Genomic DNA, 24,721 nt, shown 5'->3' with positions numbered 1-24,721 from the left:
TCCCGAGCCCGCACGCACGGTCGTGCCCACCTCGATGAGAGGTATATTGCGGCAGGTGATGGATGACGTTGCCTTTGTCGTGCCCGTCTACAACGAGGCTGAGATGATCGGTAGCGTCGTGGCGGGGATCCGTCAGGTGTGCCCGAATGTCGTGTGCGTCAACGACGGGAGCCACGACTCATCGGCGAACGAGATCCTGAAGTCTGGCGCGTTCCTGGTCAACCACCCGATCAACATGGGCCAGGGTGCTGCGCTGCAGACTGGCATCGAGTTCGCGAGGGTGCTCCCGGGCGTACGCCGACTCGTCACCTTCGACGCCGACGGCCAGCACCGCGTCGCTGACGCCGTGGCCATGCTCGAGCTCCTGGAGTCCGGCGAGGTCGACATCGTGCTCGGGTCCCGGTTCCTCGGCACCGCGCTGAGCGCCTCCCGCCTGAAGAAGCTGCTGCTCAAGGCTGCCGTCCGGTTCAGCAACGTCACCTCCGGCGTGCGCCTCACCGATGCGCACAACGGCCTGCGCGCCTTCAACAAGCACGTCGTCGACACCCTGGAGATCACCGCTTCGGACATGACGCACGCCAGCGAGATCATCGAGCTGATCGCCCGCAACCGCTACCGCTACCGCGAGATGCCGGTCACCATCGACTACACCGACTACTCCACGGCCAAGGGCCAGCCGGCCGTGAACGCCGTCAACATCGCCTACGACACCCTGTTGCGGAAGGTCAGCCGATGATCCTCGTCCAACTCATCCTGATCGCGGCCTTCGGCTTCCTGTTCGTCGTCGCCCTGCGGAGCCGCAGCGCGCACAGCGTGGCCGCGTGGAAGAAGCTGTTCTTCACGCTGCTGATGGTGGTAGTCGTCATCGCCGTGCTGACGCCAGCCCTGGTCAGCCGGGTCGCCAACGCCGTGGGCGTGGGCCGGGGCACCGACCTGGTCCTCTACATGGTCGCCGTGGCGTTCGGCTTCTACGTCGTCAACGGCTACCTCGCAGCCCAGTCGACCCGCAACGAGTTGCATCGCCTGGCGCGGCGGCTCGCCATCCTCGAGGCGCTCGAGCGCTACGGCCTCGAGCGCACGTCTGCCCGGGACCGGGAATTCGTGGCGCAGGGGCCGGCCGCCCCGGCGCCCGAGGTCCCCACCCCGGGGACTACCGAGACCGCGAGCGCGGCCCGCACGCCAGCCGGCGATGCTTGACATCCTGCTGCCCTACTGGGGCGATCCCGAGCTGCTCCGCGCTGCCGTGCGCAGCGTGCTGGCGCAGACCGACCCGGACTGGCGTCTCGTCGTGGTCGACGACCACTACCCGGACGAGGCAGTCGGCCCCTGGGTCGAGGGACTGGGCGACCCCCGGGTCCACTACGTGCGCAACGAGACCAACCTCGGCATCACCGACAACTACCGGCGCTGCCTCGACCTGACCACCGCGGACTGGATGGTCTTCTTCGGCTGCGACGACCTGATGCTTCCGCACTACGTCGAGACGGTGCACCGCGCGATCGCCACCGCCCCGGACGAGGTGGACATCGTCCAACCGGGGGTGGTCATCGTCGACGAGCACGGGGCGCCCTCGACGCCGCTCGTCGACCGGGCCAAGCGGCGGCTCTTCGCGCCCCGGGTCGAGCAGCCGCTGGTGCTGGGCGGCGAGGAGCTCGCGGCGTCGCTGTTGCGCGGGAACTGGCTCTACTGGCCCTCGCTGGCTTTCCGCGCCGACCGCCTGCGCAAGCACGACTTCCTCGACGATTTCCCGCTCATCCAGGATCTGGCCGTCATCGTGGACATGATCCTCACCGGCTCCCGGATGCTGGTGCTGCCCGAGGTCTGCTTCGCCTACCGTCGCCACTCGGCGAGCGCCTCCTCGGCCACCGTCACCGACGGCGGCAGGTTCGCCCGGGAACGGGCCTACTTCGACCTGGCGGGGCAGCGTTGCGCGACCGCCGGGATGCCTCGGGCGGCCCGGGCCGCCCGGCGGCACACTGCGTCCCGGCTGTACGCCGCGAGCGTCCTGCCCACCGCCCTTCGAGCCCGTTCGTGGCCGGCCGTGCGGTCGCTGGGACGTCACGTCCTGCAACCCTGACGGCGCCGGTCAGCGTCGACGCAGTCGGGACCGCAGGTGCAAGGTCGCTCGCAACAACAGGAGCCGCGACCTCAGCACGGCCAGCAGGCCACGGGGCGACACCGGTGTGGCGTTGGCGTCGTGGATCCGGCGGCGCACCGTACGGGTCTCCACGTGCGAGATGCTGCCGGCGAGGTTGCCGTAGAGCGCCAGCCACAGGTCGTGCGACTCATCCAGGTAGTGCGGAAACGGCAGGGCCATCGCGAGGGCGTCCCGGCGTACCCCCATCGCGCACCCGTAGTAGGGCCGAAGCCCGGCCCAGATGCCCAGCACGTTGAGGACGTGGCGCGCCTCGTCGCGCGAGCGCAGCCGCCAGTCGTTGCGGCCGAACGGCCCCGGGATGCCGTCGGCTCCCCCGAGGGTAGCGAGGTTGGAGGCGACCACCTGGTGCGACTCCAGGGCCTTGGTCAGCACCGATACCCGACCGGGCACCCAGACGTCGTCCTGGTCCGCGAGCAGGACGACTTCGCCACGAGCCAGCCCGAGCGCCTGCTCGAAGGCCCGCACGTAGCCCTGGTTGACGTCGGCTCGCACCAACCGCACTCGGGGGTCCTCGACCCGGGCGAGACGCTCCACGGTGTCGTCGGTCGAGGCGTCGTCGACGACGACCACCTCGTCGCACGGCCCGAGCTCGGCCAGGATGGAGGCCAACTGCTCCTCGACGTAGGAGGCGCCGTTGTAGGTCGCCATCGCCACGGAGACCGTCACCGGGCCAGCCGGAGCGGGATCCGACACCGGGGTGCTGTCCGTCATGGTCGTCCGTCCTGCTCGATCGCGTTGCCGAGGCGGATCCTACGGCGAAAGCCGGCCACGTGGACGAGCAGACCACCGGCAGGACCGACGAGCATGGCCGCGATGGCGCGCACCTCCATCGACCCGGGCAGCAGGAGCACCCCGACGGCCAGCACCAGGGCGGTGAGCCATCCGGCGAGGAACCACTGGTGGGCGGCGAGCGCCTGCGCGGTCGCGCCGGTCAGGGTCAGGCCCGCCGTGAACGCTGCGCCCACGGTGAGGCCGGCCAGCACCCAGCCGGCCACCTCGTAGTCGGCGCCGAAGAGCGTCGTCATCAGCCACGGTCCCACGGCCCACGCGAGGAACGCACCGACGAGTGCAACCCCTCCCACCAGCACCAACAGTCGCTTCAGGGTGCTGCCGACGCCGGCTCCGGAGTGCACCAGCGAGGAGACGGCCAACCCCTGGTAGGCGTTGAGGGGGATGAGGATCGGCGCACGGGTCAACGAGATGGCGAGCAGCAGTGGGGCGCCGAGGCGGTAGTCCGAGGTCGCGGTGGTGGCGGCGAGCAGCACCGGGAACCCGACCACCAGCATCGAGTTGGCCGCCTGGGCCACAGCGGAGACCGACATGCGCCGGGCGAGCACGGGGGCCAGGCAGTCCGTCCGCAGGCGCAGCGCGTCGCGACCCCGCGGCGAGACGCACCACAGGATGACCCAGGCGAAGGACCCGGCCACCGAGGCCGCCGCCAGCGGCACCACGCTGGCACCGGCCCACACGACCCCGAGGCTGACCAGCAGCCGGACCCCGGCCTCGCCGGCCAGTCCGGCCGCACAGACGTCCCACGAGCCGTTGCCCGACAGGGCACCGACCAGGACCGAGTGGAAGGCGTAGCCGAAGACGCCGGCGGTCAGCGCCCAGACCAGCGCGGGCGCCGAGAAGTGCAGCACCTCGTCCTGCCACGCCGCGGCGAGCCCGAGAACCACCAGGGAGGAGAGCACCGCGACCGCGAGGGCCACCGCCCAGGTCCGGGGCCCGGGTGCGTGCTCGTCCCGGAGGCTAGCGGCCACCGAGCGCGTGGTCTCGGTGGAGACCCCGGCGAGCACCCCGTAGGTCGCGAACAGCACGGACAGGAAGGTGAGCAGGTACGTCGTGTCGGCGGTGGAGAGGAACCGGGCGCCCATCCACATGACCAAGTAGGTCACGACCGCCGAGAAGAGCGAGGCGACACCTACCAAGGCTGCGGAGCCGGCACCCCGTCCGCGGGCCAGGCGCGGCTCAGCATTCGGGTCAGCCATCGTAAGTTAGTCTACGCACCCATGCCCGCCCAGACGCCGGAGACCCCGGACCACCCGGGGGCCGCGAAGGCCTCGGCACACCCGGCCACGGGCGTCGTGATCCCCGCGCACCGGCCCGACTCCCGGCTCGTGACGAGCGTAGTCTCCTTGCGGCGGAGCCTCGACGCGGTCGTCGTCGTCCTCGACGAGAAGGACCCGGACGCAACCTCGCTCGCGGTGCTGGCCGAATGTCGCGAGGCCGGGGCACGCGTCGTGGAGCTGGGTGTCAACCGGGGCATCGGGGCCGCGCTCAACGCCGGCATCGAAGTCCTCCGCAGCAGCGTCGAGGACCTGGGGCACGTGCTCACCCTCGACCAGGACTCGGTCGTCCCCGATGGCTACGTCGAGGCCTTGCTGGAGGCGCAGCGGCACGCGGTCGCCCACGGTGTCCGGGTCGCCATGGTGGCGCCGGAGTCGGTGGACTCCGTGGCCCGGCTGCGGGCCGGACGCCGTCGGCGGGACGGGGTGGTCATCGGGGACGAGCCGATCCAGTCCGGCCTCCTGGTGCCCGTCTCCACTCTCGACGACCTGGGCACCTTCGACGAGACACTCTTCATCGACGGGGTCGACACCGACTTCTACCTCCGCGCGCGCACCGCCGGTCGCCACTGCGTCCTGGCCATCGGGACCCGGCTGGAGCACCGGTTGGGCAGGGCCATCACGGTGGCCGGAGGGCGCGAGCTGCCGTTCCCGGTCTCCGCTGACTTCCGCTACCACTACCAGTGCCGCAACACGCTCCTGCTGCTGCGCAGGCACGCGACCCGGCACCCCGTCTGGGCGGTCCGGGCGGTCGGCAAGCTGGCTAGGCACCTGGTCATCGTCACCGTGCTGGCCCCGGGGCGCCAGCGTCGCCTCGGCCACGTCCGACGCGGCCTCGCGGCTGGCCTGCGTGGCCGCAGCGGCCCGATCTGAGCCGTCGGCCCGCTACCCCAGCCGGGCGCGGAAGGCGAACGCCAGGTAGGACAGGTCTCCCAGCAGGACGCTCACCACCTTGGAGGTCCGGGGCAGGCGGGTGTTGCCCATCGCCACCACCGGGAAGAACTCCTCCAGGACGTAGCCCGTGGACTCGAACAGCCCTTGCGCACTGGACCGGGTGAAAAAGCGGAGGTGGGTGCGGTCGAGCAGACCCGAGTCGCTGTACTCGAATCGACCCCGGACCGCCAGGTCGAAGAGGAACGGCGCGTACCGGATGTTGGGCAGCTCCCCGACGACGTACCCTCCGGGACTGAGGCGCTCCCTGGTGGTGCGCAGCGCGAGCCACGGGTCGACCATGTGCTCGAGGACGTGGTTGAAACTGACGCAGTCGAACGCGCCAGGCACCTCGACCAGGGCGTCCGGGTAGAACCCCTGCGCCACGCCGGTGAGCCGCGCTGCGGCCGTCGCGGCGTCGAGGTCGTGCGGTTCGATGCCCCAGACCTCCCGCCCTGAGACCCGTCCCAACACCTCGGCACCGAAGGTACCGTCGTTGCAGCCCACGTCGAGCACGCGGCGCGCCTGCTCCGGGATCAGGTCGGCCACGTGGTGACGCACCTCGGAGGCGTAGGGGGAACGTCGTCCCTTGAAGGCACTCATGACGCCGCGCGCGCCCGGCGCAGGAGCCCCTGAAGGCTGAGGATTGCCTCCCATTCGGGGAATGCTAGCGGACCCAGTCCTGCTTGATACGGTGCTTCCGCAGCCAGGGGCGCGCGCCGCGCCACTGGGCACTGACGTGTCGACCCGGGAAGGCCTGAGAATTGGGGCACACCTCTGACGCTGCGGGTCCCGGCCCGGCGGCCGGGCGCACACTGCTCGACGATCCGTCGGCCACGGTCCGCAGCGACGGCACCGAGGTACCCGTCTCCGGCTCGCACGCGCCTCGCAAGGACATCCAGGCGCTGCGCGCCCTGGCCGTCGCGATGGTCGTGGTCTACCACTTCTGGCCCGCTGCGCTGCCCGGCGGCTTCATCGGCGTGGACGTCTTTTTCGTCATCTCCGGCTTCCTCATCACCGGTGCGTTGTTCCGACGTCCGCCGCGGAATCTCGGACGCCTGACCCAGTTCTGGGCTCGACGGGTACTCCGTCTCGTGCCCGCGGTCACCGTGACGCTGCTGGTCTCGCTGGCGGCGATCGCCTCGTTCCTGCCCCTGATCGAGTGGCAGTCCGGAGCACGGCATGCCTGGACCTCCATGCTCTACGTCGAGAACTGGCGACTCGTCGCGGACGCCACCGACTACCTGCGCGCCGAAGGCACCGCCTCGCCCTTCCAGCACTTCTGGTCCCTCTCCGTGGAGGAGCAGTTCTACCTCGGGTGGCCCCTGCTGGTCGGTCTGGTCGCCGTCCTCGCCGCCCGGTGCCGGTGGTCGCTGCGGACCGCACTGGGCGTCGCCATCGCCGCGGTCACCGCATTCAGCTTCGCCTACAACCTGTCGCTGTCCTGGTCGGAGCCCTCGCTCGCCTACTTCTCCACGTTGACCCGGATCTGGGAGCTCGGCCTCGGCGGCATCCTCGCCGTGTGGGTCGTGAGTTCCCAGCGCGACCGGCACTCCCCCGTGGCCGCCCTGCTGGCCTGGGTCGCGGTGGCCGGGATGCTCGCCTCGGCCCTGCTGCTGGACAAGACCTCGGTCTTCCCGGGGTGGAACGCCCTGTTCCCCACCGTCTGCGCGGCCCTGTTCATCCTGGCCGGCGACCCGGTCGGCCGATTCTCGCCGCGGCCCCTGACGCACGCCCGCGGGGTGCAGCTGGTGGGCGACACCTCCTACGCCATCTACCTGTGGCACTGGCCGGTGCTGCTCCTGGTGCCGCTGTGCCTGGGCCTGGAGACGTCGACCTGGCTCAAGGTGCTGCTTCTGCCGTGCGTCCTCGCGCTCTCCTGGCTCAGCACGACCTTCGTCGAGGACCCTCTGCGGCCGGCGCCGCACGCCACGGGCGTACGCCGCCGTAGCGCGCTCGTGCTGGTGCTGTGCTCCGGGCTCGTCGTGGGGCTCTGCGCGCTGATGACCTGGTGGGTCGATCGCGCCGCGGCAGACTCGGAGCGCCGGCTTGCCGCGCTCAGCTCCGGCGTCGTGGAGCCCACCTGCGTCGGGGCCGGCGCCTACGACCCCGACCTCGACTGTCCGCCGACCCGCGACCTGGTCACCACCCCGGAGTTCAGCAGCGGCGACATCCCACCCTCGATCAAGGTCGGCGAGTGCCTCAACTGGCCACCGTTCTCCGAACCGGTCACCTGCCAGCTCGGCGCGACGGACGAGCCGGTGCGCCGGGTCGCGCTCTACGGCAACTCCCACGCCGGCCACTGGCAGCCCGCCCTCGAGGCGATCGCCACGGTACGGAGGTGGCAGGTCGACACCTACGTCGTCGGGGTCTGCCAGCCCACGCTCGACAACGTCTCGATGCCCGGGGTGATGGCGACCGAGCAGGCCAACTGCGACGTGCTGCAGGAGAAGGTGCAGAACGAACTGACCTCGCTGGACTACGACCTCGTGGTGATGTCCACGATGGACCACGAGTCCACGGACGTGGACGTCTACGAGGACACCCTGACCCGACTCACCGAGGCCGAGGTGCCCGTCCTCGTCATTCGTGACACCCCGGCGCCGGCCGACCCGGACAACCCGCCACCGGTCTGCGTCAGCCGTCACCTCGACGACCTGGACGCGTGCGCCGGCTCACCGGGGTCGTGGATCAGGCAGGACCCGCTGCACGAGGCCGCCGAGGAACTGGACGACCCCCTGGTCAGCACGGTCGACCTCAACGACCGCCTCTGCACAGAGGACCGGTGCCCTCTGGTCATCGGCGGAGTGATTGTCTACGCCGACTTCAACCACATGTCGGCGACGTTCAACCGGTCGCTGGCGCCGTACCTCGAGCCCTACCTGGTGCGGGCGATGGGCGCCGAGGACGATGCCCTGCTCACACCACGCTGAGCGGCAGCAGCTGCTGTCCGGTAGGCCCGATCTGGATCTCGGTGCCCATCTCCGGACAGACGCCACAGTCGTAGCACGGGGTCCACCGGCAGTCCTCGACCTCGACGTCGGCGCCCTCGGCGACGGCCAGGGCGTCCTCCCAGTCCGACCAGAGCCAGTCCTTGTCGAGACCGGAGTCCAGGTGGTCCCACGGGAGCACCTCCTCGATCCCGCGCTCGCGCACGGTGTACCAGTCGACGTCCACGCCGGTCCCGGCCAGAGCCTGCTCGGCGCAGGTCATCCACCGGTCGTAGGAGAAGTGCTCGCTCCAGCCGTCGAAGCGGCCGCCGTCGCGCCAGACCGCCTCGATGACCGCGCCGACCCGACGGTCCCCGCGCGAGAGCAGTCCCTCGACGATCCCGGGCTTCCCGTCGTGGTAGCGGAAGCCGATGGCGCGGCCGAACTTCTTGTCCTCGCGGACGGTGTCGCGCAGCTTCTTCAGGCGCGCGTCGGTGGTCTCGTGGTCGAGCTGGGCCGCCCACTGGAACGGGGTGTGCGGCTTGGGCACGAAGCCGCCGATGGACACGGTGCACCGCACGTCGTTGCGGCCCGAGACCTCACGCCCCTTGGCGATCACGCGCCGTGCCAGGTCAGCGACCTGGAGGACGTCCTCGTCGGTCTCGGTGGGCAGCCCGACCATGAAGTAGAGCTTGACCTGGCGCCATCCGTGCGAGTACGCCGCGGCGACCGTGGCGATCAGGTCCTCCTCGGTGACCATCTTGTTGATCACCTTGCGCATCCGCTCGCTGCCGCCCTCCGGGGCGAACGTGAGCCCGGAGCGACGACCGTTGCGGGAGAACTCGTTGGCCAGGGTGATGTTGAAGGCGTCCACCCGCGTCGAGGGCAGGGAGAGGGACACGTTGGACCCCTCGTAGCGGTCGCCCAGACCCTTGGCGATCTCGCCGATCTCGGTGTGGTCGGCGCTGGAGAGCGAGAGCAGCCCCACCTCCTCGAAACCGGACTTGCGGATGCCGTTCTCGACCATGTCGCCGATCGTCTTGATGGAGCGCTCGCGCACCGGACGGGTGATCATCCCCGCCTGGCAGAACCGGCAGCCCCGGGTGCAGCCGCGGAAGATCTCGACCGAGAAGCGCTCGTGCACGGTCTCGGCCAGCGGCACCAGCGGCTTGGCCGGGTAGGGCCAGGCGTCGAGGTCCATCAGGGTGTGCTTGCGCACCCGGAAGGGGATACCCGGGCGGTTGGGCACCACCGAGCTGATGGCACCGTCGGGGGCGTAGCTGACGTCGTAGAACTTCGGCACGTAGACGCCACCGCTGACCGCCAGGCGCCGCAGCACCTCGTCGCGGCCTCCGGGGCGTCCCTCGGTCTTCCACTCGCGCACCACCTCGGAGATCGCCAGCACCACCTCCTCGCCGTCGCCGAGTACGGCGGCGTCGATGAAGTCGGCGATCGGCTCGGGGTTGAACGCGGCGTGCCCACCGGCCAGCACGATCGGGTGGTCCTCACCGCGGTCGACCGCGTGCAGCGGGATGCCGGCCAGGTCCAGGGCGTTGAGCATGTTGGTGTAGCCGAGCTCGGTGGAGAAGCTCAGGCCGAACAGGTCGAACGCCCCCACCGGACGGTGGCTGTCCACGGTGAACTGCGGGATGCCGTCGGTGCGCATCACCTGCTCCATGTCCGACCACACCGCATAGGTGCGCTCCGCCACGATCCAGTCACGCTCGTTGAGCACCTCGTAGAGGATCTGCACGCCTTGGTTGGGCAGGCCGACCTCGTAGGCGTCCGGGTACATCAGCGCCCAGCGGACTGTCTCGCCCTCCGGTGCGCAGTCCCACTCCTTGACGGTCGAGTTGAGCTCGCCACCGACGTACTGGATGGGCTTGGAGACCAGCGGGAGCCGGGGCTCGAGGAGCGGGAAGACGGACGACACGTCGCCAGTGGTGCCGGTGACGGGGAACATGGTGAACCTCTCTCAGAACTGCGGAGCTCCCAGCCTACGTCTGGCACCCGAGCCCACTGCCTTCGAGACCCTCCAACGCCTAGAGTGACTGGCACGGCATGCCGCGGATGCCACACCCGGGGGGGAGGAAGAGGTTGGCGGACAAGGGCGAGTCGGTCGAACCCACCGACACCGGGGCCCGGGGCCGCGGGTTCTGGGTGCTGTGGAGCCTGACCGCCGTGATCTTCGCGCTGGGGGTGCTGCTGAGCCGTACGACGGCCGACCCCGGTGAGCTGCCCCGACTCTGGCTCCTCTCCGGTGCCGCCTTCTTCTGGATGTCGTTCTCCTGGCGGGGGGTGCTGCCCCGCCTCACGCGGGTGTTCGTCCTGACCGTGGTCCTGGTCTTCGTGCTCGGCGTCCTGGTCGCGCTGGACGGGGACGTCTCGATCACCACCGCGGTGCGCAACGCTGCCGCGCTGGAGGTGCAGTCGCTGCTGCTGTGCGCGGGCTACCGCTGGGCCAGGGCACTGCTGAGGAGCGATCCACCGGATCCGGCGCCGGGTGCCGCCCGCTGGCGCCGGGAGCTGGCGCTGGAGTGGGCGCCGGGCGGCGCTCGCGACCTGTCGGCCCTGACGCTGGCGGCGGCGCTGAGCGCCCTCGCCGTCGTCCCCGTCTTCGGGGTGCCCAGCCTGGTCGGCGGCGACGCAGGGCCCCGCGACGTCGCGGACTGGGTGGTCCGGGTCTGCGTCACCAGCCTGGTGAGCGTCACGGCGCTGCTGGCCGTCGCCAGCTGGTCGCGCCAGGAGACCTCCCGCCGCGCCCTGCTGCTCCCGCTGATCGGGACGGCCTCGCTCCTGCTCCTGGTCGTCGCGCTGGAGTCCGACGCCGCCCCCCTGGTGTGGGTGGTCCTGCTCCCCAGCCTCTACGTCGCCTCGACGTTCCCGGTGTGGGCGACCGCTGCCTACAGCCTCGGTCTGGGGTTCGGGTGCCTGATGGTTTATCCCTTCACCGAGCAGTCGGGTCGGGCCCAGCCCGTGGTCCCAGACGGCTACGTCATCGATCTCCTGGTCTCGGTGTGTGCCTTCGTGGCCCTGACCATCGCCCTGCTCAACGAGCACCGCAACCGGCTGCTGCGTGACCTCGAGGCGGCGCGACGCACCGCGATCCGTCAGACGACCATGCTCCGGAAGGTCTTCGAGGCGATGTCCGACGGGTTCGTGGTGATCAGCCCCTCCGCGGACATCCGGGTGCACAACCAGTCAGCCGTCGACCTGCTCGGGCGCCCGCTCCCCGACCTCTCGCCCGGCAACTGGGTCGACTACTTCGGCCTCACCCGGCCCGACGGAGCCGCCCTCGACAACGCCGAGCTGCTGCACACCGAGCTCCTCGCCGTCCAGCCGCCCACCGGTCCCCGCCGGGTGCTCAGGCAGCGGGTGGTCCCGCTCGACGGCCACCCGCGCGACGGCGTGATGATCTCCCTCACCGATGTCACGCACCAGCACGAGCGGCTCGGCGAGCTGAGCAGCTTCGCCGGCGTCGTGGCCCACGACCTGCGGGCCCCGCTGAGCAGCCTGGAGGGCTGGCTGGAGCTGGTCGGCGACGCCCTGGAGCACGGCCGCCCCGACGAGGCCGTCGCCCTGTTGATGCGGGCACGCGCGGCCAACCAGCGGATGCAGGAGATCGTCGCGGACTGGCTCCACCACACCGTGGACCTGGAAGGTGAGCTGCGCTCCACCGACTTCCCGCTCGCCAACCCGGTGGCGGTGGTGGTCTCCACCCACGTCGGCACCGGCGGGCACCGGTTCACCGTCGAGGTCCCGCACCGGGTCCACGCCGACCTGGCCATGGTGCGACAGCTGATGGACAACCTGGTGGGCAACGCCTGCAAGTACACCCGGCCCGGTCAGGTCGCCGAGGTGGCGATCACCTCGACGCAGAGCGAGCCGGGGTGGGTGCGGGTCGACGTGGCGGACCGGGGCATCGGCCTCCCGCCGGGCGAGGAGGAGCGGATCTTCGAGAAGTTCCACCGCGCCGCCGCGCATGCCCGGGACTACCAGGGCTCAGGAGTCGGCCTGGACCTGTGCCGCCAGATCGTGGAGCGTCACGGGGGTCGGATCCACGCCTGGGCCAACGACCACGGCGGAACCACGGTCTCCTTCACGCTCCCGGCCGCCCGCTCCCCCCGGTGAGAGCGGGGCGCTCGGCTCAGCGGCCGGCCAGCGTCCTGCCGGGCGAGAGCAACCGCGTCGGGAGACTGGTGCCCGAGCGCAGCGCCACGTTCTGCAGCAGTCCCACCGCGAGCATCCCCGCGAACATCGAGGAGCCGCCGTACGACACGAACGGGAGGGGGACGCCGGTGACCGGCATGATGCCCAGGCACATCCCGATGTTCTGGAAGGCCTGGAAGCCGAACCAGCAGGCGATGCCGGCCGCCGCCACCCGGCCGAACATGTCATCGGTGCCCGCGGCGATCGCCAGCGCCCGCCACACGATGACCGCCATCAGCGCGATCACCAGGCCGGCGCCCAGGAGACCGAGCTCCTCCCCGACCGCGGTGAAGATGAAGTCGGTGTGCTGCTCGGGGACGAAGCCGGAGCGGGTCTGGGAGCCCTCGAACAGCCCCTGGCCGAAGAGCCCACCGTTCCCGACCGCGATCCGCGCCTGCTCGGTGTTGTAGCCGGCGCCTCGCGGGTCCAGGTCCGGGTTGGTGAACGCCATGAAGCGGTCCACCTGGTAGGCCTTGAGCAGCCCTGCGCTGACCGCCACCGTCGCGGCGGCGACGCCGGCGAGCAGCAGCCCACCCAGCCAGCGCCGCGGCGCGCCGGCCACGGCGAGCACCCCAAAGACGGTGGCGGCCAGGACCAGCATCGTGCCGAGGTCGGGCTGGAGCAGGATCAGGGCTCCCGGGACGCCCGCGATCACCAGCATGCCCAGCACGTCGACCGAGCCGACGGAGCGCCGCCAGCTGCCTTCGGTGCGCTCCGCGACCAGCAGCGCCATGCCGATCACCACGGCCAGCTTGGCGAACTCCGCCGGCTGGACCGAGAGCCCGCCGAGGCTCAGCCAGGACCGGGAGCCGTTGATGGTCGAGCCCATCACCAGCACCAGCAGCAGGCCGAGGATCGAGGCCAGGTAGACCACCGGGGCCAGGATCCTGACCCACCGGTGGTCGGTCGCCAGCACCAGCACCATCAGCACGCCCCCGATGGCCAGGTTGACCAGCTGCTTGCGCAGGTACGCCGTGGAGTCGCCGCCGGTGAGCAGGTCCCGGCTGGAGGTGGTCGACCAGACCATCGCGGTCCCCACCACCAGCAGGGCGACGACGGCCAGCATCAGCACCCAGTCCAGGCCGGGGGCCCGCAGGCGGGCGAAGCCGGTGCGCTGAGTCACTTGCCCTCCCCCTGCGGCGGCAGGATGGTGCCGTCGGGCTGGAAGGACGGCAGCTGCTTGGGCGGCACGGTGCCGGGGATCGCCGCCTTCTTGGCCACGACCCGGTCCCCGTCGACGCCGTAGAGCGTCTCCCAGATCTTGCGGATCGCGTCACCGTTGCTGCCCGACCCGGTGCCGCCCTGGCTGATCATCTGGACCACGACGTAATCCTCGGTGTAGGAGGCGACCCAACCGGTCGACTGCTTGCCGTAGACCTCCGCGGAGCCCGTCTTGGCGCGTATCTTGACCTCGTCCAACGGGAAGCCGATCAGCTTCCAGTCCATCGTGCCCCGGGTGGAGACCCCCTGGAGGGCGCTGTCGATGTAGTCCAGCGTCTTGCCCGACACCGGGACCGACCCCTGCTTCTTGGGCTGGATCCGCTGCAGCACCTTGCCCTCGGGGCTCACGATCGCCTTGCCGATCCGCGGCTCCCACAGGGTGCCGCCGTTGGCCAGCGCCGCGTAGGCACGCGCGAGCTGGAGTGGCGTGACGATGGTGTCGCCCTGGCCGATGGAGAAGTTCACCGCGTCACCGGCCCGGTAGGCGAAGCCCTCGATGCAGAACTCCCGGGCGAACTTGTAGACGAAGTCGGAGGTCTCGGCGTCCTGCGGCGCATCGGCGAGACCGCAGTAGTAGTCCTTCTGGGACTCGTAGTAGGACCGCTTCCACTTCCGGTCCGCGATCCGGCCGGGCGCCTCGCCCGGCAGGTCCACGCCGGTCTCGGAGCCGAAGCCGAACAGCTTCGCCCCCTCGACCAGCGGGTCGAAGGCGTCCACGTCGGCGACGTCGGACCCGAGCCGCTGCCAGAAGTCGTAGCCGACCCGGTAGAAGAAGGTGTTGCACGAGACCTCGAGTGCCTTGGCGAACGTGATGTTGCCATAGGCGCCGGACTCGTAGTTCTTGAACACGCGGTTGCCGACCTGCAGCCCGGAGGGGCACGAGAGCGTGGTGTCGGTGCGGTAGCCGTTGCTCAGCGCTGCCGCGGTCATGAACGGCTTCCAGGTGGACCCGGGAGCGAACTGGCCCTGCGTGGCCCGGGACAGCAGGGGGGTCCCGGCCTTCTCGGAGTAGAGCGTACTGAGCTCGTCGGAGGAGATCCCGCCCACCCACAGGTCCGGGTCGTACGTCGGCTGGCTGGCCATCGCGACGATCCGTCCGGTGTCGGCCTCCATCACCACCGTGGCCCCGGAGTCGGCGGCATAGTTGCGCCCCGTCACCGTGTCGAAGGTGGCGCGCTGGGTCGCGATGGAGCGGGCCAGCTCACGCTCGACGACGCCCTGGACCTTGGCGTCGATCGAGGTGACCAGCGTGTCGCCGGGAGTGCTGGCGATCTCGCTGTCGTCGCCGACCACCCGGCCCATCGAGTCGACCGCGACCCGCTTGTAGCCCGGCATCCCGCGCAGCCACTCGTCGTACTGCTTCTCGACGCCGGCGCGGCCGACGACGGAGGCGCCGTTGAGGGAGAGGTCGTCCTTGGCGCTGGCCCGGTCGAACTCCTCCTCGGTGATCGGGCTGAGGTAGCCCAGCAGGTGGGCCATGTTGACCCCGAAGGGACTGGGGTAGGCACGCACGTTCTGCTGCTCGGCCAGCACGCCCGGGTAGTCCTCGGGCTGCTCGAGCACCCGCAGCGCGACGTCCTGGCTGACGTCGTCGGCCACCGGCACCGGCTGGAAGGGAGAGCCGTTCCAGCACACGCCGGCCACCGCGCCGTCGTCGCCGCAGTCGGCGAGCCGGCGCTCGACCTGCCGGGGCTTGAGGCCCACCACGCCGGCCACGCGGGCGACCAGCTTCTCCCGTTCGACCACGCTGAGCTTGGAGACCACGTTGCGGTCCACCGAGACCACCCAGGACAGCCGGTTGGCCACCAGCGGGCGCCCCATCGCGTCGACCACCAGCCCGCGCTGCGGCTGGACCACGATGTCGCGGACCGACTGGTCGGCGGCCTGGGCCTGGTAGCCCTCGCCCCCCACGACCTGCAGGTAGTACAGGCGCACGAAGAGCGTCGCGAAGAGCGAGAACACCAGAGCCTGGACCACGATCAGCCGCAGCCTGCTGCGCTGGGACCCCGACACCGCCATCAGACAGGTGCTCCGGCTCGACCCAGGCGCTCGAAGAGCCGCATCGTCGGCGGCAGCACGAAGGGGGTGAGCAGCAGGTCCCACAGCACGGCCACGGCGACCACCTCGAGCAGCTCGCCGACCGAGATGACCGGGTCGCGCAGGACCAGCCCGCTCAGCGCGAACAACGAGGTGCCGACGAACGAGGACGCGGCGACGGTGGCCAGCACCGCGGCGGTGGAGGGCCGCACGTCCTGGCGCACCCGGGCCGCGAGGTAGGCCACCACCACCAGGGCCAGCGCCCAGCGGCCGGCCAGGTGGTCGGCGGGAGGCGCCAGGTCCAGCAGCACGCCGGCGACGAACCCCAGCACCAGCGCGAACTGGGCGCCGCGGGTGAGCGCCGCGGCGACCACCACGAGAAGCACCAGGTTGGGCACGACTCCCTGCCAGGCCACGTGCGGGAAGAGCGAGACCTGCAGGACCAGGGCGACGGACACGGCCAGGAAGCCCACCACGGCGCGTGCCAGCGTCATCCGATGCCTCCGTCGGCCTGGATCAGAGCCCGGTCGCTGGCGGTGTCGCCAGGCACGATCACCCCCACCACGTCGAGCGCGGAGAAGTCCACGAACGGCTCGATCACCGCCCGCTGCGCCTGCTCGCGAACGCTGGCGAAGACGTCGGTCACCCGACCCACCAGCACGCCGGGCACGTAGGGACCGGCACCGTCGCTGCCCCAGGAAACGACGGTGTCGCCCTGTGCGGGGACCACCGCGTCGTCGAGCAGCTCCAGGTCCAGCCGCCCCTCCTGGCCCAGGATGCCGCGTCCCCGCAGGAAGCCGACCTCCATGCTCTCTCCGATGCGTCCTCCCACCACGGACTCGGCGTCGAGCAGGAGCAGCACCGTCGCGGTGCGGCTGGTGACGCGCAGCACCCGGCCCACGAGGCCGTCGTTGTTGACCACGGTCATGTCCGGACGCAGCCCGGCGTCGGAGCCGGCGTCGATGGTCACGGTCCTGCTGAAGGACTGGGCCGACCCGTGCGCCACCACCCGGGCGGGCACCATGGAGCGTCCCAGGTCCGCGGCGGCCCGGGTCAGCCCCTCGAACTCCGCCAGGCGGTTGCGGTCGTAGCCCGAGGATGCGACCTGCTCGCGCAGCGCCGCGTTCTCGGACTCCAGGTCGGTGATGTCGCGGCGCAGCCCGTCCTTGGACCGGAACCACGTGGGGACGGCGGTGAAGGGACGCACCGCGGCCGAGGTGATCGTCTCGACCGGACCGAAGGCCGTGCCCACGGCGGCCCGGACGGGCTCGATCGGGGACGACTCCCCCGCCTGCTGGTCCAGGGTCATCAAGGTGGCGGCGGCCAGGAGCAGAGCAACCAGCGTGGAGCGCCGCGGCCGGGAACGCTCCTCAAGCCCGCGCCACCGCTTCTCGCGGTCGGGACGCTCGGCCATCAGTACCTCCGGGGGTCTGAGACGAGCACCTGCTGCAGTGCCTCGAACTCCTCCACGCATCGTCCGGCGCCGAAGGCGACAGACTCCAGCGGGTGCTCGGCGACGTGCACGGGCATGCCGGTCTCGTGACGCAGCCGCTCGTCGAGGCCGCGGAGCAGCGCGCCGCCGCCGGTCAGCACGATGCCGCGGTCCATGATGTCGCCCGCCAGCTCCGGCGGGGTCTGGTCCAGGGTCGCGCGCACGGCGTCCACGATGTCGGTGACCTGCTCCTCGATGGCGTGCCGCACCTCGGAGCTGGAGACCACCACGGTGCGGGGCAGGCCCGAGACCATGTCCCGGCCGCGGATCTCGGCCTCCGGCTCGTCGGGCAGCGGAAACGCCGAGCCGAGGGTCATCTTGACCTCCTCGGCGGTGCGCTCCCCCAGCATCAGGGAGTACTCCTTCTTCATCCACGCCATGATCGCGGTGTCCAGGTCGTCGCCCGCGGTGCGGATGCTCATGCTGGTGACGATGCCGCCGAGCGAGATCACTGCCACCTCGGTGGTTCCGCCGCCGATGTCCACGATCATGTTGCCGGTGGCCTCGTGCACCGGGAGCCCGGCGCCGATCGCGGCCGCCATCGGCTCCTCCACGATGTAGACCCGACGCGCACCGGCCTGGTAGCCGGCCTCCTTGACCGCGCGCTGCTCCACGGCGGTGATCCCGCTCGGCACGCAGATGACCATCCGCGGCTTGGCGAGGTAACGGCGCCGGTGCACCTGCTGGATGAAGTAGCGCAGCATCTGCTCGGTGGCGTCGAAGTCGGCGATGACGCCGTCCTTCAGCGGGCGGATCGCGGCGATGTTGTCCGGGGTCCGGCCGATCATCCGCTTGGCCTCGTGTCCCACCGCCAGCACCTCGCCGGTGGTCGTGTTCATCGCGACCACGCTGGGCTCGTCGAGGACGATGCCCTTTCCGCGCACGTAGACCAGCGTGTTGGCCGTGCCGAGGTCGACAGCCATGTCGCGGCCGATGACGCTGTTCGCCATGTGCTTGTTGCCTTCGCTGGTGGTCCTTGAGGGAAGGAGCAGCTCCTCACCTCAGGGGCGGCTCAGTCTCCAGCGTAGGTAGCAGGCGCCCCGGATCCGGGCAGGACACGCCCCCGCTTCGCGGGTGCTCAGAGGTGCGGGAACCAGAGCGCGATCTCGCGCTCCGCGGACTCCGCGGAGTCCGAGCCGTGCACCAGGTTCTCGCGGTTGGACAGCGAGAGGTCACCGCGGATGGTGCCGGGCGCGGCCTGGCGACCGTCGGTGGCGCCGTTGATGGCGCGCACCACCTCGATCGCCTGGTCGCCCTCGAGCACCAGGGAGACCAGCGGACCGCTGGTCACGAAGTCGCGCAGCGCCGGATAGAAGTCGCGCTCGACGTGCTCGTGGTAGTGAGCGGCGGCCTGGGCTGCGTCGATGGTGCGCAGCTCCATCGCCACGATGGTGAGCCCTTTGGCCTCGTACCGGGCCAGGATCTCTCCCACCAGGCCGCGCTGGACGGCGTCGGGCTTCAACAGGGCGAGTGTGCGCTGGCTCATGTCCAGCAGCCTACCCCCGGACGGCGTCCGCCTAGCGACCCGCGGTGTACGCCGCCCACGCTGCCGCGCGCTCCCGCTCGATCTTGCGACCCAGGAAGTACGCCGATCCCCACAGCAGCGCGAACAGCGCGCCCAGGCCGAACATCATCGGCACCACGAAGCCCAGGCAGACGGCCGCCGCCTGGATCACCCAGCCCAGGCCGTAGGCCCACTCGGCCCGCAGCATGCCCGCCAGCAGCAGGCAGGCCAGGGCCAGCCCGAGGCCCAGAGTCAGCGCGGTGGCCGGGCGCACGTCGGCGATGGTGATCATCACCGGGGTCGTCAGGCCGAGCGCGATGGCCTCCAGGCAGAGCACCGCAGCGCACATGCCGCGCCGTGGCGACCTCTCGGTGTTGTGCGTCGCCGTGGGCTCGGTCTCAGGCTGCGTCTCGGCGTCGCCCGGCTCGGGGCTCATCGGGCCCTCCTCGGGTCGCCCGGACCCCGGGTGGGCGGCCGCAGCATCGCGCGCGCCTCCCCGACGGTGACCACCGAGCCGGTGACCAGCACCGCGCCGGAGCCCAGCGCCTCGCCGAACGCCTCACCGGCCTCCGCCAGCGCGGCGGCCTGGTCGATGGCGTCCGCCAGCCGGGGCACCACGGTGACCCGGTCCTCCCCGAAGACGTCGCGCGCCGTGCGGCCCAGCTCCTCGGCCGGCATCGCCCGGGGGGTGGAGTTCTGGGTGCAGATGACATGGGTGAGGTGCGGCTCGAAGGCGGCGAGCAGGCCCTCGTGGTCCTTGTCGCCCATCACGCCGATGACCCCGATCAACGGCGAGAAGTTGAAGGCGTCCTCGAGTGCGGCCGCGGTCGCCTCGGCTCCGTGCGGGTTGTGCGCGGCGTCGAGCACCACCGTGGGCGAGCGTCGGATCACCTCGAGGCGACCCGGTGAGGTCATCTCGGCGAAGGCGCTGCGGACCAGGTCGTCCTCGAGCGGGGTCTCCCCGGCCAGCGCCTCCACGGCTGCGAGCGCCACTGCGGCGTTCTGCGCCTGGTGGGCGCCGTGCAGCGGCAGGAAGAGGTCGTCGTACCGGGCCCGGAGCCCCTGCAGCGAGACCAGCTGCCCACCCACGCCCGGCACCCGGGAGACGACGCCGAACTCCATGCCCTCGCGCACGATCGTGGCTCCCACCTCCGCGGCCCGCTCCAGCAGCACCGCGGCCACCTCGGGGGTCTGCTCGGCGAGCACCACGACGCTGTCGGGCTTGATGATGCCGGCCTTCTCCGCCGCGATCGCGGTCAGCTCGGTACCGAGGTACTGCGCGTGGTCGAGGGCGATCGGCCCGATCACCGCCACGTCGGCGTCGGCGACGTTGGTGGCGTCCCACGAGCCGCCCATCCCCACCTCGACGACCGCGACGTCGACGGGAGCGTCCGCGAACGCGGCGAACGCCATGCCGACCACCGTCTCGAAGAAGGAGAGCGGGTGGTCCTGCTCGGCGTCCACGAGGTGGGTGTACGGCGCGACGTCGTTGAAGGCGCGCACGAAGGTCTCGTCGTCCAGGGGTTCGCCGTCGATGCTGATGCGCTCGGTCATCCGCTCCACGTGCGGGCTGGTGAACCGTCCGGTGCGCAGGTCCAGGGCGCGCAGCAGGGTGTCCACCATCCGCGCCGTGGAGGTCTTGCCGTTGGTGCCCGTCAGGTGCACCACCTTGTAGGCGTGCTGCGGGTCGCCCAGCAGCTCGGTGAAGGCGCGGATCCGGTCCAGCGAGGGCTCCAGCCGCGTCTCGGGCCAGCGGGAGAGCAGGGCGTCCTCCACCTCGGCGAAGGTCTCTGCGGGGCGGGGCTGGGAAGGCTCGGTCATGATGCGTCGAGTCTAGGCCCGGCGCCCCGTGGCGCCCGAGTCAGCGACAGTTCCCCTCCCTCCCCTCGCTGCCGGCGTTGCGCCGAAAGTCCAGCGCCTCCGTCAGAGCGCCGTTAGTGTCGTCCGCACCTCGCACGCGCTCCGGTTCCGCGGCGGGCCGAGAGCCGGGGGGCGACGTGGAGCAGCTCAGTGCGCGCGCCAGGAGGTTGGTCGCCCTGGGGTACGTCGTCCTGCTGGGGCCGCTCGTGGTCCTGGTGGCCGTCTTGGTCTGGCTGGCCTTCCACTACCTCCGGGTGGTCACGCCGTTGGTCGGCCTGCTGGCGTTCAGGTGGGCCGTCGCCGTGGTCTCCGCGTGGTTCGGCACCCGTCCCAGACCCGCCCACCCGTCTCTCGCGATGGCCCGGGACCCAGGGCTCGACACGTTCGAGCTGCTAGGGGGGATGGTCCTCGATGGCGCCGTGCCGGTGTCACGGACCGAGCAGCCCCGCTTGTGGGGGCTCGTGGACGAGGTCGCCGAGGCGTGCGCGACGCCCCGGCCGCAGGTGCTGATGGTCGTGGGCGATGCCACGGTGGAGGCCCGGGACCTCGGCCGCGAGGTACGGATCGGGGTCCCGCTGCTCGTCGAGCTGGATCGGAGGGAGCTGGCTTGCCTGCTCTCCGAAGCCCTGGCACCGGCCGCCGCGGGCTGGACCGACGCGACGACGTCCCTGAGGCGGCTCGTGGCGGTCGGGGAGCGGATGGCGTCGGGCACGTTGACCGGATGGGCGGCCCGACCGACGGCTGAGCGGGCCGCGAGGCTGCTCGAGGAGGGCCAGCGCGCCGTCCCGGTGCCGGACGGCCCCACCAACGACCGCCTCCTCCTCACGCGGGCGGTGACCGAGTGGTGGGTCACGGAGCTGGTGCTCGACGAGGCCTTGGCCCACCGCGCTCCGCGACCACTGTTCGACGGCCTCGTCGCGCTGCTGGCCGACCCGGTACGGCGGCAGGCGCTCACTGAGCCGGGGGACGATCGGGCGGAGCGCCAAGGCTCCCTCGCGCTGCTTGACACTCCCGGTGAGCTCTTCGATCGGGTCGCGGCAGACGCCAGCATTCAGCCGCCGCAGCGCTACCCGTGGGCCGAATGCCTGGACTCCTGGGCCGCCCGGACGGCAGACAGCTGCGCGCTCATCCTGATGCGCGGCACCGAGCCAGCCGCTCCCACCCTGGACGTCCTGCTGGATCTCGTGGGGGCCGGCGACCTGCCCGCCCGCCTGCGGGCGCTCACCCGCGACCCGGACGCCGACGTCCAGGGCCTTGCCACCTTCGCACTGGCCGGCACGCTCGTCTCGGCGCTGACGAGCGCAGACGCCGGCAGGCCGAGCGGTGCGTGGGACGGAGGGATCGACCTGGTCGACACGGCTGGCGTCCCGATGGGCACGCGCGAGGTCGCGGCGCAGGTCCTCGGGGACCCGAGCCTGGTGGGGCACCTGCGCGCCCTCCTCGACGAGCTGGGCGTCCCCCGACGGTGGGAGGTCTCCCCGGCGGTTGGTGGCATGCACGTCAACCGCCTCCGGTACCTCGAGCAGACCGGGGTCCGGACCCTGCCGGGAACTGGTTTTCCGCATGGGCAGCCGCGCTCCTAGACTCAGGGCATGACTGAGACCCAGATCCCCGACCTGTCCCCGACGACGCCGGCCCCGCGCGACGTCGTCGTACCGGACAAGCCGGCCCTGGAGGGTCTGGAGGCGAAGTGGGCCCAGCGGTGGAAGGACGACGACACCTACCGATTCGACCGGACCCAGCCGCGGGAGAACGTCTTCTCGATCGACACTCCCCCGCCCACCGTCAGCGGCTCGCTGCACGTGGGCCACGTCTTCTCCTACACCCACACCGACCTCATCGCCCGCTTCCAGCGGATGCAGGGCAAGTCCGTCTTCTACCCGATGGGCTGGGACGACAACGGCCTGCCCACCGAGCGCCGGGTGCAGAACTTCTACGGCGTGCGCTGCGACCCGTCGCTGCCCTACGAGGCCGACTTCACGCCCCCGGAGAAGCCGGACCCCAAGAAGCAGGTGCCGATCAGCCGCCCCAACTTCGTCGAGCTCTGCGACCGCCTGGTCGCCGAGGACGAGAAGGTCTTCGAGGCCCTGTGGCGCACCCTGGGTCTCTCCGTCGACTGGAACCACCAGTACACGACCGTGGGCAAGAAGGCCCAGACCGTCAGCCAGCGCGCCTTCCTGCGCAACTACGCCCGGGGCGAGGCCTACCTCCAGGAGGCCCCCACGCTGTGGGACGTCACCTTCCAGACCGCAGTCGCCCAGGCCGAGCTGGAGGCGCGTGACTACGCCGGCGCCTACCACCGCGTCGCGTTCCACCGTCCCGACGGCGGCACGGTCGAGATCGAGACCACCCGCCCCGAGCTGATCCCCTCCGTGGTCGCCCTGATCGCGCACCCCGACGACGAGCGCTACCAGGCGCTCTTCGGCACCACGGTCGCCTCCCCCGTCTTCGGGGTCGAGATCCCGGTGGTGCCTCACCTTGCCGCGGAGATGGACAAGGGCGCGGGCATCGCGATGTGCTGCACCTTCGGCGACCTCACCGACGTCACCTGGTGGCGCGAGCTGCAGCTGCCGGTGCGCACCGTGATCGGCCGCGACGGCCGCTTCACCCGCGAGACGCCGGAGTGGCTCTCCTCCGAGCCTGCCGCCACCCAGTACGCCGACCTCGCCGGCAAGACCGTCTTCTCCGCCCGCGAGGCGATGGTGGGCAAGCTCCGCGAGACCGGCGACCTGGTCGGCGACCCGAAGCCGACCCAGCGGATGGCGAACTTCTACGAGAAGGGCGACAAGCCGCTCGAGATCGTCTCGACCCGCCAGTGGTACATCACCAACGGGGGCCGCGACGGGGAGCTGCGCCAGGAGATGCTCGACCGGGGCGCCGAGATCACCTGGCTGCCCGAGCACATGAAGCACCGCTACGACCACTGGGTCGGCGGCCTCAACGGTGACTGGCTGGTCAGCCGTCAGCGCTTCTTCGGCATCCCCTTCCCCGTCTGGTACCCGCTGGACGCCGATGGCGAGCCGGACTACGACCACCCGCTGCTGCCCGCCGAGGCCGAGCTGCCGATCGACCCCTCCACCGACGCCCCGCGCGGTTTCGAGGAGGGACAGCGCGGCAAGCCCGGTGGCTTCATCGGCGACCCCGACGTGATGGACACCTGGGCGACCTCGTCGCTGACCCCGCACATCGCAGGACAGTGGGGCACCGACGACGACCTCTTCGACCGGGTGTTCCCGATGGACCTGTGCACCCAGGCCCACGACATCATCCGGACCTGGCTCTTCTCCCGGGTGGTGCGCGCCCACTTCGAGAACCACGCCGCCCCCTGGTCGCACGCCATGCTCTCCGGCTTCATCCTCGACCCGGACCGCAAGAAGATGTCGAAGTCCAAGGGCAACGTCGTCGTCCCCACCGAGATCCTGGACAAGTTCGGTGCCGACGCGGTGCGCTGGCGCGCCGCCCTGGCGCGCCCGGGCCTGGACTCCCCCTTCGACGAGACCCAGATGAAGGTGGGCCGTCGACTCGCGATGAAGGTGCTCAACGTCGCCAAGTTCGTGCTCTCCAGCGTGGGCGCCAGCGAGCCGAGCCCGGTCGCGATCTCCGAGCCCGTCGACTGCGCACTGATGGGTCGCCTGGCCGAGGTCGTGCTGGCCGCAACGGAGTCCTTCGAGGCCTACGACTACACCGGTGCCCTGGAGGTGAGCGAGCGCTTCTTCTGGGAGTTCTGCGACGACTACGTCGAGCTCGTCAAGGAGCGGGCCTACGCGGAGGACGGAAGCGCGGCCACCGACTCGGCCAAGGCGGCCCTGGCGGTCGCCCTGCACGTCCAGCTGCGGCTGCTCGCACCCTTCCTGCCCTATGTCACCGAAGAGGTCTGGTCCTGGTGGCGCGAGGGCTCGGTGCACACCAGCGAGTGGCCCAAGGCGATCGAGCTCGGCTCCGCGGCTGCCGCTGACGCGCGGGGCCTGGCCGGGATGGCCGCAGCGCTCGGTGGCATCCGAGGCGCCAAGTCCAAGGCCAAGGTCTCGATGCGGCACGAGCTGACCCGGGTGCACATCAGCGGTCCCGCGGCGCTGGTCGCGGGCGCGGAGGCCGCCGGCAACGACCTGCGTCGGGCGGGCAAGATCGTCGGCGAGCTGACGTTCGCGGTGGACGACACCCTCGACGAGCTCAAGATCGAGGCCGAGGTCGCTCCCGTCCAGGAGTGACCTGCCGCCGCGGCCGGTGCCTCAGCGGCCGGGGCGCCCCGGACCGTGCTCGGCGTGCCCCGGGCCGCTCTCGGCGTGCCCCGGGCCGCTCTCGGCGTGCCCCGGG

General features: G+C 71.2%; 20 protein-coding genes. 8 read left to right on the top strand and 12 right to left on the bottom strand.

The genetic code is table 11. The annotated features are described in order from the left end of the window. The first annotated feature begins 58 nt into the window (after positions 1-58). Genes C5H89_RS11340 through C5H89_RS11330 form a run of 3 tightly spaced genes read left to right on the top strand, consistent with a single transcriptional unit; the run spans position 59 to position 2,077 of the window. Entirely contained in the window at positions 59-736 is a 678-nt protein-coding gene (locus C5H89_RS11340) for a glycosyltransferase family 2 protein (RefSeq protein ID WP_104107504.1), read from the top strand. Then, positions 733-1,197, top strand: a complete 465-nt coding sequence (locus C5H89_RS11335; protein WP_104107145.1) for a DUF2304 domain-containing protein — start codon at positions 733-735, stop codon at positions 1,195-1,197. The genes C5H89_RS11340 and C5H89_RS11335 overlap by 4 nt, the downstream gene beginning before the upstream one ends. Then, on the top strand, positions 1,190-2,077 hold the full coding sequence (locus C5H89_RS11330; RefSeq protein ID WP_104107144.1) for a glycosyltransferase family 2 protein: 888 nt from the start codon (positions 1,190-1,192) through the stop codon (positions 2,075-2,077). The genes C5H89_RS11335 and C5H89_RS11330 overlap by 8 nt, the downstream gene beginning before the upstream one ends. A 9-nt stretch (positions 2,078-2,086) precedes the next feature. Here C5H89_RS11330 and C5H89_RS11325 read toward each other — a convergent pair whose 3' ends face one another. Both C5H89_RS11325 and C5H89_RS11320 read right to left on the bottom strand, forming a co-directional pair. Then, complete coding sequence (locus C5H89_RS11325) at positions 2,087-2,869, bottom strand: glycosyltransferase (protein WP_205304993.1); 783 nt, start codon at positions 2,867-2,869, stop codon at positions 2,087-2,089. Further along, positions 2,866-4,146 carry a hypothetical protein gene (locus tag C5H89_RS11320; protein ID WP_162799342.1) on the bottom strand — a complete coding sequence of 427 codons (1,281 nt, stop codon included), beginning with the start codon at positions 4,144-4,146 and terminating at the stop codon, positions 2,866-2,868. Before C5H89_RS11320 ends, C5H89_RS11325 begins: the two co-directional genes overlap by 4 nt. A gap of 21 nt (positions 4,147-4,167) precedes the next feature. Between C5H89_RS11320 and C5H89_RS11315 the strand changes: the two genes are divergently transcribed. Beyond that, entirely contained in the window at positions 4,168-5,097 is a 930-nt protein-coding gene (locus C5H89_RS11315) for a glycosyltransferase (RefSeq protein WP_104107142.1), read from the top strand. Positions 5,098-5,109: 12 nt separating this feature from the next. On the opposite strand, the gene C5H89_RS11310 is transcribed toward C5H89_RS11315, so the two are convergent. Then, entirely contained in the window at positions 5,110-5,757 is a 648-nt protein-coding gene (locus C5H89_RS11310) for a class I SAM-dependent methyltransferase (RefSeq protein WP_162799341.1), read from the bottom strand. A 161-nt stretch (positions 5,758-5,918) separates the two neighbouring features. Here C5H89_RS11310 and C5H89_RS11305 point away from each other — a divergent pair, with 161 nt between their 5' ends. Next, positions 5,919-8,087 (top strand): acyltransferase family protein, encoded by a 2,169-nt coding sequence (locus tag C5H89_RS11305; RefSeq protein ID WP_104107140.1) that lies wholly within the window; start codon positions 5,919-5,921, stop codon positions 8,085-8,087. Here C5H89_RS11305 and C5H89_RS11300 read toward each other — a convergent pair. Beyond that, entirely contained in the window at positions 8,074-10,047 is a 1,974-nt protein-coding gene (locus C5H89_RS11300; protein WP_104107139.1) for a TIGR03960 family B12-binding radical SAM protein, read from the bottom strand. The genes C5H89_RS11305 and C5H89_RS11300 overlap by 14 nt on opposite strands. Before the next feature lie 134 nt (positions 10,048-10,181). Between C5H89_RS11300 and C5H89_RS11295 the strand changes: the two genes are divergently transcribed. After that, a complete protein-coding gene (locus C5H89_RS11295) occupies positions 10,182-12,215 on the top strand; it encodes an ATP-binding protein (RefSeq protein ID WP_104107138.1) in 2,034 nt (677 codons plus the stop codon). Between the two features lie 16 nt (positions 12,216-12,231). Here C5H89_RS11295 and rodA read toward each other — a convergent pair whose 3' ends face one another. The 8 genes from rodA to C5H89_RS11255 all read right to left on the bottom strand — a co-directional run bounded on the left by rodA (position 12,232) and on the right by C5H89_RS11255 (position 20,368). Then, on the bottom strand, positions 12,232-13,416 hold the full coding sequence (rodA, locus tag C5H89_RS11290) for a rod shape-determining protein RodA (RefSeq protein ID WP_240181818.1): 1,185 nt from the start codon (positions 13,414-13,416) through the stop codon (positions 12,232-12,234). Then, positions 13,413-15,533: a penicillin-binding protein 2 gene (gene mrdA, locus C5H89_RS11285; protein WP_104107137.1), complete on the bottom strand. Its 2,121-nt coding sequence runs from the start codon at positions 15,531-15,533 to the stop codon at positions 13,413-13,415. The genes rodA and mrdA overlap by 4 nt, the downstream gene beginning before the upstream one ends. After that, positions 15,533-16,045 (bottom strand): rod shape-determining protein MreD, encoded by a 513-nt coding sequence (gene mreD / locus C5H89_RS11280; protein ID WP_104107136.1) that lies wholly within the window; start codon positions 16,043-16,045, stop codon positions 15,533-15,535. The genes mrdA and mreD overlap by 1 nt, the downstream gene beginning before the upstream one ends. After that, on the bottom strand, positions 16,042-16,965 hold the full coding sequence (mreC, locus tag C5H89_RS11275; protein WP_104107135.1) for a rod shape-determining protein MreC: 924 nt from the start codon (positions 16,963-16,965) through the stop codon (positions 16,042-16,044). The genes mreD and mreC overlap by 4 nt, the downstream gene beginning before the upstream one ends. Next, entirely contained in the window at positions 16,965-17,993 is a 1,029-nt protein-coding gene (locus C5H89_RS11270; protein WP_101523935.1) for a rod shape-determining protein, read from the bottom strand. The genes mreC and C5H89_RS11270 overlap by 1 nt, the downstream gene beginning before the upstream one ends. A 128-nt stretch (positions 17,994-18,121) precedes the next feature. Continuing rightward, the gene (gene ndk, locus C5H89_RS11265; RefSeq protein WP_205305016.1) at positions 18,122-18,535 is read right to left on the bottom strand and encodes a nucleoside-diphosphate kinase; all 414 of its coding nucleotides are present in this window, start codon (positions 18,533-18,535) and stop codon (positions 18,122-18,124) included. Positions 18,536-18,560: 25 nt separating this feature from the next. Beyond that, positions 18,561-18,983: a DUF4233 domain-containing protein gene (locus C5H89_RS11260; protein WP_240181817.1), complete on the bottom strand. Its 423-nt coding sequence runs from the start codon at positions 18,981-18,983 to the stop codon at positions 18,561-18,563. Continuing rightward, positions 18,980-20,368 carry a folylpolyglutamate synthase/dihydrofolate synthase family protein gene (locus tag C5H89_RS11255; RefSeq protein ID WP_104107133.1) on the bottom strand — a complete coding sequence of 463 codons (1,389 nt, stop codon included), beginning with the start codon at positions 20,366-20,368 and terminating at the stop codon, positions 18,980-18,982. Before C5H89_RS11255 ends, C5H89_RS11260 begins: the two co-directional genes overlap by 4 nt. Positions 20,369-20,544: 176 nt before the next feature. On the opposite strand from C5H89_RS11255, the gene C5H89_RS11250 reads away from it, so the two are divergent. Further along, complete coding sequence (locus C5H89_RS11250) at positions 20,545-21,990, top strand: hypothetical protein (protein WP_104107132.1); 1,446 nt, start codon at positions 20,545-20,547, stop codon at positions 21,988-21,990. 9 nt (positions 21,991-21,999) lie between these two features. After that, complete coding sequence (gene valS / locus C5H89_RS11245; protein WP_104107131.1) at positions 22,000-24,615, top strand: valine--tRNA ligase; 2,616 nt, start codon at positions 22,000-22,002, stop codon at positions 24,613-24,615. Positions 24,616-24,721: the final 106 nt, after the last annotated feature.

Source organism: Nocardioides sp. 616, assembly GCF_002930065.1.
Classification (GTDB): domain Bacteria; phylum Actinomycetota; class Actinomycetes; order Propionibacteriales; family Nocardioidaceae; genus Nocardioides; species Nocardioides houyundeii.
Note: the sequence above shows the minus strand (reverse complement) of the source record. Positions and strands in the feature narration are given on the sequence as shown.

Coding starts and splice junctions, on each gene's coding strand:
- C5H89_RS11340 (WP_104107504.1), top strand. CDS start 59: ATGGATGACGTTGCCTTTGTCGTGCCCGTCTACAACGAGGCTGAGATG.
- C5H89_RS11335 (WP_104107145.1), top strand. CDS start 733: ATGATCCTCGTCCAACTCATCCTGATCGCGGCCTTCGGCTTCCTGTTC.
- C5H89_RS11330 (WP_104107144.1), top strand. CDS start 1,190: ATGCTTGACATCCTGCTGCCCTACTGGGGCGATCCCGAGCTGCTCCGC.
- C5H89_RS11325 (WP_205304993.1), bottom strand. CDS start 2,869: ATGACGGACAGCACCCCGGTGTCGGATCCCGCTCCGGCTGGCCCGGTG.
- C5H89_RS11320 (WP_162799342.1), bottom strand. CDS start 4,146: ATGGCTGACCCGAATGCTGAGCCGCGCCTGGCCCGCGGACGGGGTGCC.
- C5H89_RS11315 (WP_104107142.1), top strand. CDS start 4,168: ATGCCCGCCCAGACGCCGGAGACCCCGGACCACCCGGGGGCCGCGAAG.
- C5H89_RS11310 (WP_162799341.1), bottom strand. CDS start 5,757: ATGAGTGCCTTCAAGGGACGACGTTCCCCCTACGCCTCCGAGGTGCGT.
- C5H89_RS11300 (WP_104107139.1), bottom strand. CDS start 10,047: ATGTTCCCCGTCACCGGCACCACTGGCGACGTGTCGTCCGTCTTCCCG.
- mrdA (WP_104107137.1), bottom strand. CDS start 15,533: ATGGCGGTGTCGGGGTCCCAGCGCAGCAGGCTGCGGCTGATCGTGGTC.
- mreD (WP_104107136.1), bottom strand. CDS start 16,045: ATGACGCTGGCACGCGCCGTGGTGGGCTTCCTGGCCGTGTCCGTCGCC.
- mreC (WP_104107135.1), bottom strand. CDS start 16,965: ATGGCCGAGCGTCCCGACCGCGAGAAGCGGTGGCGCGGGCTTGAGGAG.
- C5H89_RS11270 (WP_101523935.1), bottom strand. CDS start 17,993: ATGGCGAACAGCGTCATCGGCCGCGACATGGCTGTCGACCTCGGCACG.
- C5H89_RS11260 (WP_240181817.1), bottom strand. CDS start 18,983: ATGAGCCCCGAGCCGGGCGACGCCGAGACGCAGCCTGAGACCGAGCCC.
- C5H89_RS11255 (WP_104107133.1), bottom strand. CDS start 20,368: ATGACCGAGCCTTCCCAGCCCCGCCCCGCAGAGACCTTCGCCGAGGTG.
- valS (WP_104107131.1), top strand. CDS start 22,000: ATGACTGAGACCCAGATCCCCGACCTGTCCCCGACGACGCCGGCCCCG.